At 61.3% G+C, this 5,405-nt stretch carries 5 protein-coding genes; all 5 read left to right on the top strand.

Annotation, left to right across the window (positions count from 1 at the left end):
- Positions 1-1,262: sigma-54 dependent transcriptional regulator (locus tag DBR24_RS05600; RefSeq protein WP_146188963.1), on the top strand; the 1,262-nt coding region annotated here is incomplete at its 5' end.
- Between the two features lie 249 nt (positions 1,263-1,511).
- Positions 1,512-1,841: a flagellar hook-basal body complex protein FliE gene (gene fliE / locus DBR24_RS05595; protein ID WP_123465749.1), complete on the top strand. Its 330-nt coding sequence runs from the start codon at positions 1,512-1,514 to the stop codon at positions 1,839-1,841.
- A 15-nt stretch (positions 1,842-1,856) separates the two neighbouring features.
- The gene (fliF, locus tag DBR24_RS05590) at positions 1,857-3,644 is read left to right on the top strand and encodes a flagellar basal-body MS-ring/collar protein FliF (RefSeq protein WP_123465751.1); all 1,788 of its coding nucleotides are present in this window, start codon (positions 1,857-1,859) and stop codon (positions 3,642-3,644) included.
- Positions 3,637-4,656 (top strand): flagellar motor switch protein FliG, encoded by a 1,020-nt coding sequence (gene fliG, locus DBR24_RS05585; RefSeq protein WP_007920042.1) that lies wholly within the window; start codon positions 3,637-3,639, stop codon positions 4,654-4,656. The genes fliF and fliG overlap by 8 nt, the downstream gene beginning before the upstream one ends.
- A gap of 4 nt (positions 4,657-4,660) precedes the next feature.
- Positions 4,661-5,405: flagellar assembly protein FliH (gene fliH, locus DBR24_RS05580; protein ID WP_128614153.1), on the top strand; the 745-nt coding region annotated here is incomplete at its 3' end.

Here is a 5,405-nt window from a genome sequence, read left to right as displayed (position 1 = left end):
GTGAAGCGTTCAGCCTGGTGCTCAGCGACGTCAACATGCCCGGCATGGATGGCCATCAATTGCTCGCACTGTTGCGGGCCCGGCAGCCGCAACTGCCGGTGTTGCTGATGACCGCCCACGGCGCTGTCGAGCGTGCGGTGGATGCAATGCGCCAGGGGGCGGCGGATTATCTGGTCAAGCCGTTCGAGCCCAAGGCCTTGCTTGACCTGGTCGCCCGGCATGCTTTGGGCAACCTCGGCGCCAGCGATGCTGAAGGTCCGATCGCGGTCGAACCTGCCAGCGCGCAGTTGCTGGAACTGGCCGCGCGGGTGGCGCGCAGCGATTCCACGGTGCTGATCTCTGGCGAGTCCGGCACTGGCAAGGAGGTGCTGGCGCGCTACATTCACCAGCAATCCCATCGCGCCAGTCAGCCCTTCATTGCGATCAATTGCGCGGCCATCCCGGACAACATGCTCGAAGCGACATTATTCGGTCATGAGAAGGGGTCGTTCACCGGCGCCATCGCAGCGCAAGCGGGCAAGTTCGAGCAGGCCGATGGCGGCACGCTGTTGCTCGACGAAATCTCTGAAATGCCCCTCGGCCTGCAAGCCAAGTTGCTGCGCGTGTTGCAGGAGCGCGAAGTGGAGCGGGTCGGTGCGCGCAAACCGATCAGTCTCGACATCCGCGTGGTCGCCACCACCAACCGTGATCTGGCGGGCGAAGTGGCGGCGGGGCGTTTCCGTGAAGACCTTTATTACCGTCTGTCGGTTTTTCCGTTGGCCTGGCGTCCACTTCGCGAGCGTACTGCCGATATCTTGCCGCTGGCGGAGCGCTTGCTGGCCAAACACGTCAATAAAATGAAGCATGCTGCGGCGAAACTTTCGCCCGCGGCGCAGGCGTGCCTGACGGGCTACACGTGGCCGGGCAACGTGCGCGAACTGGATAACGCCATTCAGCGTGCGCTGATCCTGCAACAGGGCGGCCTGATTCAGCCGCAGGATTTCTGTCTGGCAGGGCCGGTGACATTCGCCGCGTTGCCGGTATCGGCGCCTACGCCAGGCGTGGTGCGTGAAGTTGAAATCGAAGCGGATTCGGCCGGCGCGCTGGGTGATGACCTGCGTCGCCGCGAGTTCCAGATGATCATCGACACCCTGCGCAGCGAGCGCGGGCGGCGCAAGGAAGCGGCGGAAAAGCTCGGCATCAGCCCGCGCACCCTGCGCTACAAACTGGCGCAAATGCGCGATGCCGGGATGGACGTCGAAGGTTATCTGTTCGCCACCTGAAAGTTGACGCTGGCAAATGTGGGAGGGGGCTTGTTCCCGAAAGCGCTGTGTCATTCACGGATGATGTGATTGACCTGCCAGCTTCGGGACCAAGTCGCCTCCCACGGCCGTTACGGTGATTCAGCGCTGGCCGGGAGCCCGGAACGGCTTTTATGAAACAGGTCAGCCGAGCTGGCACCCTTGTTGCTAACACCTGTGTACCCGCCGAGTGAGTGTCAAAAAATTGCGGGCCGCCCAAGAGAGTAGACCATGAGCCAAGGTATTGAATTTAATCGGTTGATGATGGACATGAAGGCCATGCAAATGGATGCCATGTCTGCGCCGAAATCGACTGCCGCCGTCCCTGAACTGGCAGGTAGCAGCTTTTCCGACATGCTCGGTCAGGCCATCAACAAAGTGAACGATACCCAGCAGGCGTCGACCCAGTTGGCCAACGCATTTGAAATCGGCAAAAGCGGCGTCGATCTGACGGACGTGATGATTTCTTCGCAGAAAGCCAGCGTGTCGTTCCAGGCTCTGACCCAGGTGCGCAACAAACTGGTTCAAGCCTATCAAGACATCATGCAGATGCCGGTTTAAGGACGAGATTGAGTCATGGCAGAAGCAGTCGCCGATAACGTTCCGGCCAAGGCCACCCCGATAGACGGCAAACCGCCGCTGTTCGGCCTGTCCTTCCTGGAAAACCTCTCCGAGATGACCATGCTGCGTCAGGTGGGCCTGTTGGTCGGCCTGGCTGCGAGCGTGGCGATTGGCTTTGCCGTGGTGCTGTGGTCGCAGCAGCCGGATTACCGTCCGTTGTACGGCAGCCTTGCCGGCATGGACGCCAAGCAGGTCATGGACACCCTGGCCTCCGCCGATATTCCCTACACCGTCGAGCCGAACTCCGGCGCCTTGCTGGTCAAGGCCGACGACCTGTCCCGTGCGCGGATGAAACTCGCGGCCGCTGGTGTCACTCCCAGCGACGGCAACATCGGTTTCGAAATCCTCGACAAGGAACAGGGTCTGGGCACCAGCCAGTTCATGGAAGCCACCCGCTACCGTCGCGGCCTCGAAGGCGAATTGGCGCGCACCATTTCCAGTCTGAACAACGTCAAGGGTGCCCGCGTGCACCTGGCGATTCCGAAGAGCTCGGTGTTCGTGCGTGATGAGCGCAAGCCAAGTGCTTCGGTTCTGGTTGAACTGTACAGCGGCCGTTCGCTGGAGCCGGGGCAGGTGGTCGCGATCATCAACCTGGTGGCTACGTCCGTCCCTGAACTGAGCAAATCGCAGATCACCGTCGTCGATCAGAAGGGCAACCTGCTCTCCGATCAGGCGGAAAACTCCGAAATGACCATGGCCGGCAAGCAGTTCGATTACAGCCGCCGCATGGAAAGCATGCTCACCCAGCGCGTGCACAACATTCTGCAACCGGTACTGGGCAATGATCGCTACAAGGCTGAAGTCTCGGCCGATGTCGATTTCAGTGCCGTCGAATCGACCGCCGAGCAGTTCAACCCGGATCAGCCGGCGTTGCGCAGCGAGCAGTCGGTCAACGAACAACGCACCGCCAGCAATGGCCCGCAAGGTGTGCCGGGTGCCCTGAGCAACCAGCCGCCGTCGCCAGCCTCGGCGCCGCAAACCACCGGTGGCACCGCAGCGCCGGCCGGCATGATTCAACCCGGTCAGCCACTGGTCGATGCCAACGGTCAGCAAATCATGGACCCGGCCACCGGCCAGCCTATGCTTGCACCGTACCCGGCGGACAAGCGTCAACAATCCACCAAGAACTTCGAGCTTGACCGTTCCATCAGCCACACCAAACAGCAGCAGGGTCGCCTGAATCGTCTGTCGGTGTCGGTGGTGGTCGACGATCAGGTCAAGGTCAACCCGGCCAACGGTGAAACCAGCCGTGCGCCGTGGAGCGCCGACGAATTGGCGCGCTTCACCCGTCTGGTGCAGGACGCCGTCGGTTTCGATGCCAGCCGTGGTGACAGCGTCAGCGTGATCAACATGCCGTTCTCCGCCGAGCGCGGCGAAGTGGTCGCCGATATTCCGTTCTACTCCCAGCCATGGTTCTGGGACATCGTCAAACAAGTGCTGGGCGTGTTGTTCATCCTGGTGCTGGTGTTTGGTGTGCTGCGTCCGGTGTTGAACAACATCACTGGCGGTGGCAAAGGCAAGGAGCTGGCCGGTCTGGGCAGCGACGTGGAACTCGGTGGCATGGGCGGCCTGGACGGCGAACTGGCCAACGACCGCGTGAGCCTCGGTGGTCCGCAGAGCATTCTGTTGCCGAGCCCGAGCGAGGGTTATGACGCGCAGCTGAATGCAATCAAGAGTCTGGTGGCCGAAGATCCGGGTCGCGTGGCTCAGGTCGTGAAAGAGTGGATTAACGCAGATGAGTGATAACCGAGCCGCTACCGTCAAACTGAACAAGGTCGACAAAGCCGCGATTCTGCTGCTGTCCCTGGGTTCGACCGATGCCGCACAAGTGCTGCGTCACATGGGCCCGAAAGAGGTTCAGCGCGTCGGCGTGGCCATGGCGCAGATGGGCAACGTCCATCGCGAGCAGGTCGAGCAGGTCATGAGCGAGTTCGTCGACATCGTCGGCGACCAGACCAGTCTCGGCGTCGGCTCCGACGATTACGTGCGCAAAATGCTCACCCAGGCCCTGGGTGAAGACAAGGCCAACGGCCTGATCGACCGCATCCTGCTCGGTGGCAACACCAGCGGCCTCGACAGCCTGAAATGGATGGAGCCACGCGCCGTTGCCGACGTGATCCGCTACGAGCACCCGCAGATCCAGGCCATCGTGGTTGCGTACCTCGACCCGGATCAGGCCGGTGAAGTGCTCGGCAACTTCGACCACAAAGTGCGTCTGGACATCATCCTGCGCGTCTCGTCGTTGAACACCGTGCAGCCAGCCGCACTGAAAGAGCTGAACCAGATTCTTGAGAAGCAGTTCTCCGGCAACTCGAATGCCTCGCGCACCACCCTGGGTGGCATCAAGCGTGCGGCAGACATCATGAACTTCCTCGACAGCTCGATCGAAGGCCAGCTCATGGATTCGATCCGCGAAGTCGACGAAGACCTGTCCGGTCAGATCGAAGACCTCATGTTCGTGTTCAACAACCTCGCCGACGTCGACGATCGCGGCATTCAGGCGCTGTTGCGCGAAGTCTCCTCCGATGTCCTGGTGCTGGCCCTCAAGGGTTCCGACGAAGGCGTCAAAGAGAAGATCTTCAAGAACATGTCCAAGCGTGCGGCCGAACTGTTGCGCGACGACCTCGAGGCCAAAGGCCCGGTGCGCGTCAGCGACGTGGAAACCGCGCAGAAAGAAATCCTCACCATTGCCCGTCGTATGGCCGAAGCCGGCGAGATCGTGCTCGGTGGCAAGGGCGGCGAGGAAATGATCTAAGCCCATGGACAAGCATGACGATGTAACGGATCTGATCCGTGCCCGGGATGTTCGCGGTTTCGAATCCTGGACCATGCCCAGCTTCGATCCGCCGGCACCGGAACCCGAGCCGGAGCCGGAGCCCGAACCGCCGGAAATGGAAGAAGTGCCGCTGGAAGAAGTCCAGCCACTGACCCTGGAAGAACTCGAGAGCATCCGTCAGGAGGCTTACAACGAGGGCTTCGCCATCGGCGAAAAAGAAGGTTTTCACAGCACCACGCTGAAGGTGCGTCAGGAAGCTGAAGTCGCGCTGGCGGCGAAAATCGCCAGCCTCGAGCAACTGATGAGCCACCTGTTCGAACCGATTGCCGAGCAGGACACGCAGATCGAAAAGTCTCTGGTCGACCTCGTTCAGCACATCACCCGACAAGTGATCAGGCGCGAGCTGGCCATCGACTCGAGCCAGATCGAACACGTCATGCGCGATGCCCTCAAGCTGTTGCCTCTGGGCGTGGAAAACGTGCGCCTGTACGTCAACCCGCAGGACTTCGCCCAGGTCAAAGCCCTGCGCGAACGCCATGAAGAAACCTGGCGCATCGTCGAAGACGAAACGCTGCTGCCGGGCGGCTGCCGGGTCGAAACCGAGCACAGTCGCATCGACGCAAGCATCGAGTCGCGGGTCAGTCAGGTCATGGCCAAACTGTTCGATCAGTTGCACGAACAGGCCCTGCACCCGGCCGCAGCCGATTTGAGTCTGGATATTCCCGAGG

Source organism: Pseudomonas sp. HMWF006, from assembly GCF_003061205.1.
Taxonomy (GTDB): domain Bacteria; phylum Pseudomonadota; class Gammaproteobacteria; order Pseudomonadales; family Pseudomonadaceae; genus Aquipseudomonas; species Aquipseudomonas monsensis.
This window is presented reverse-complemented; position numbering and strand designations above follow the sequence as displayed.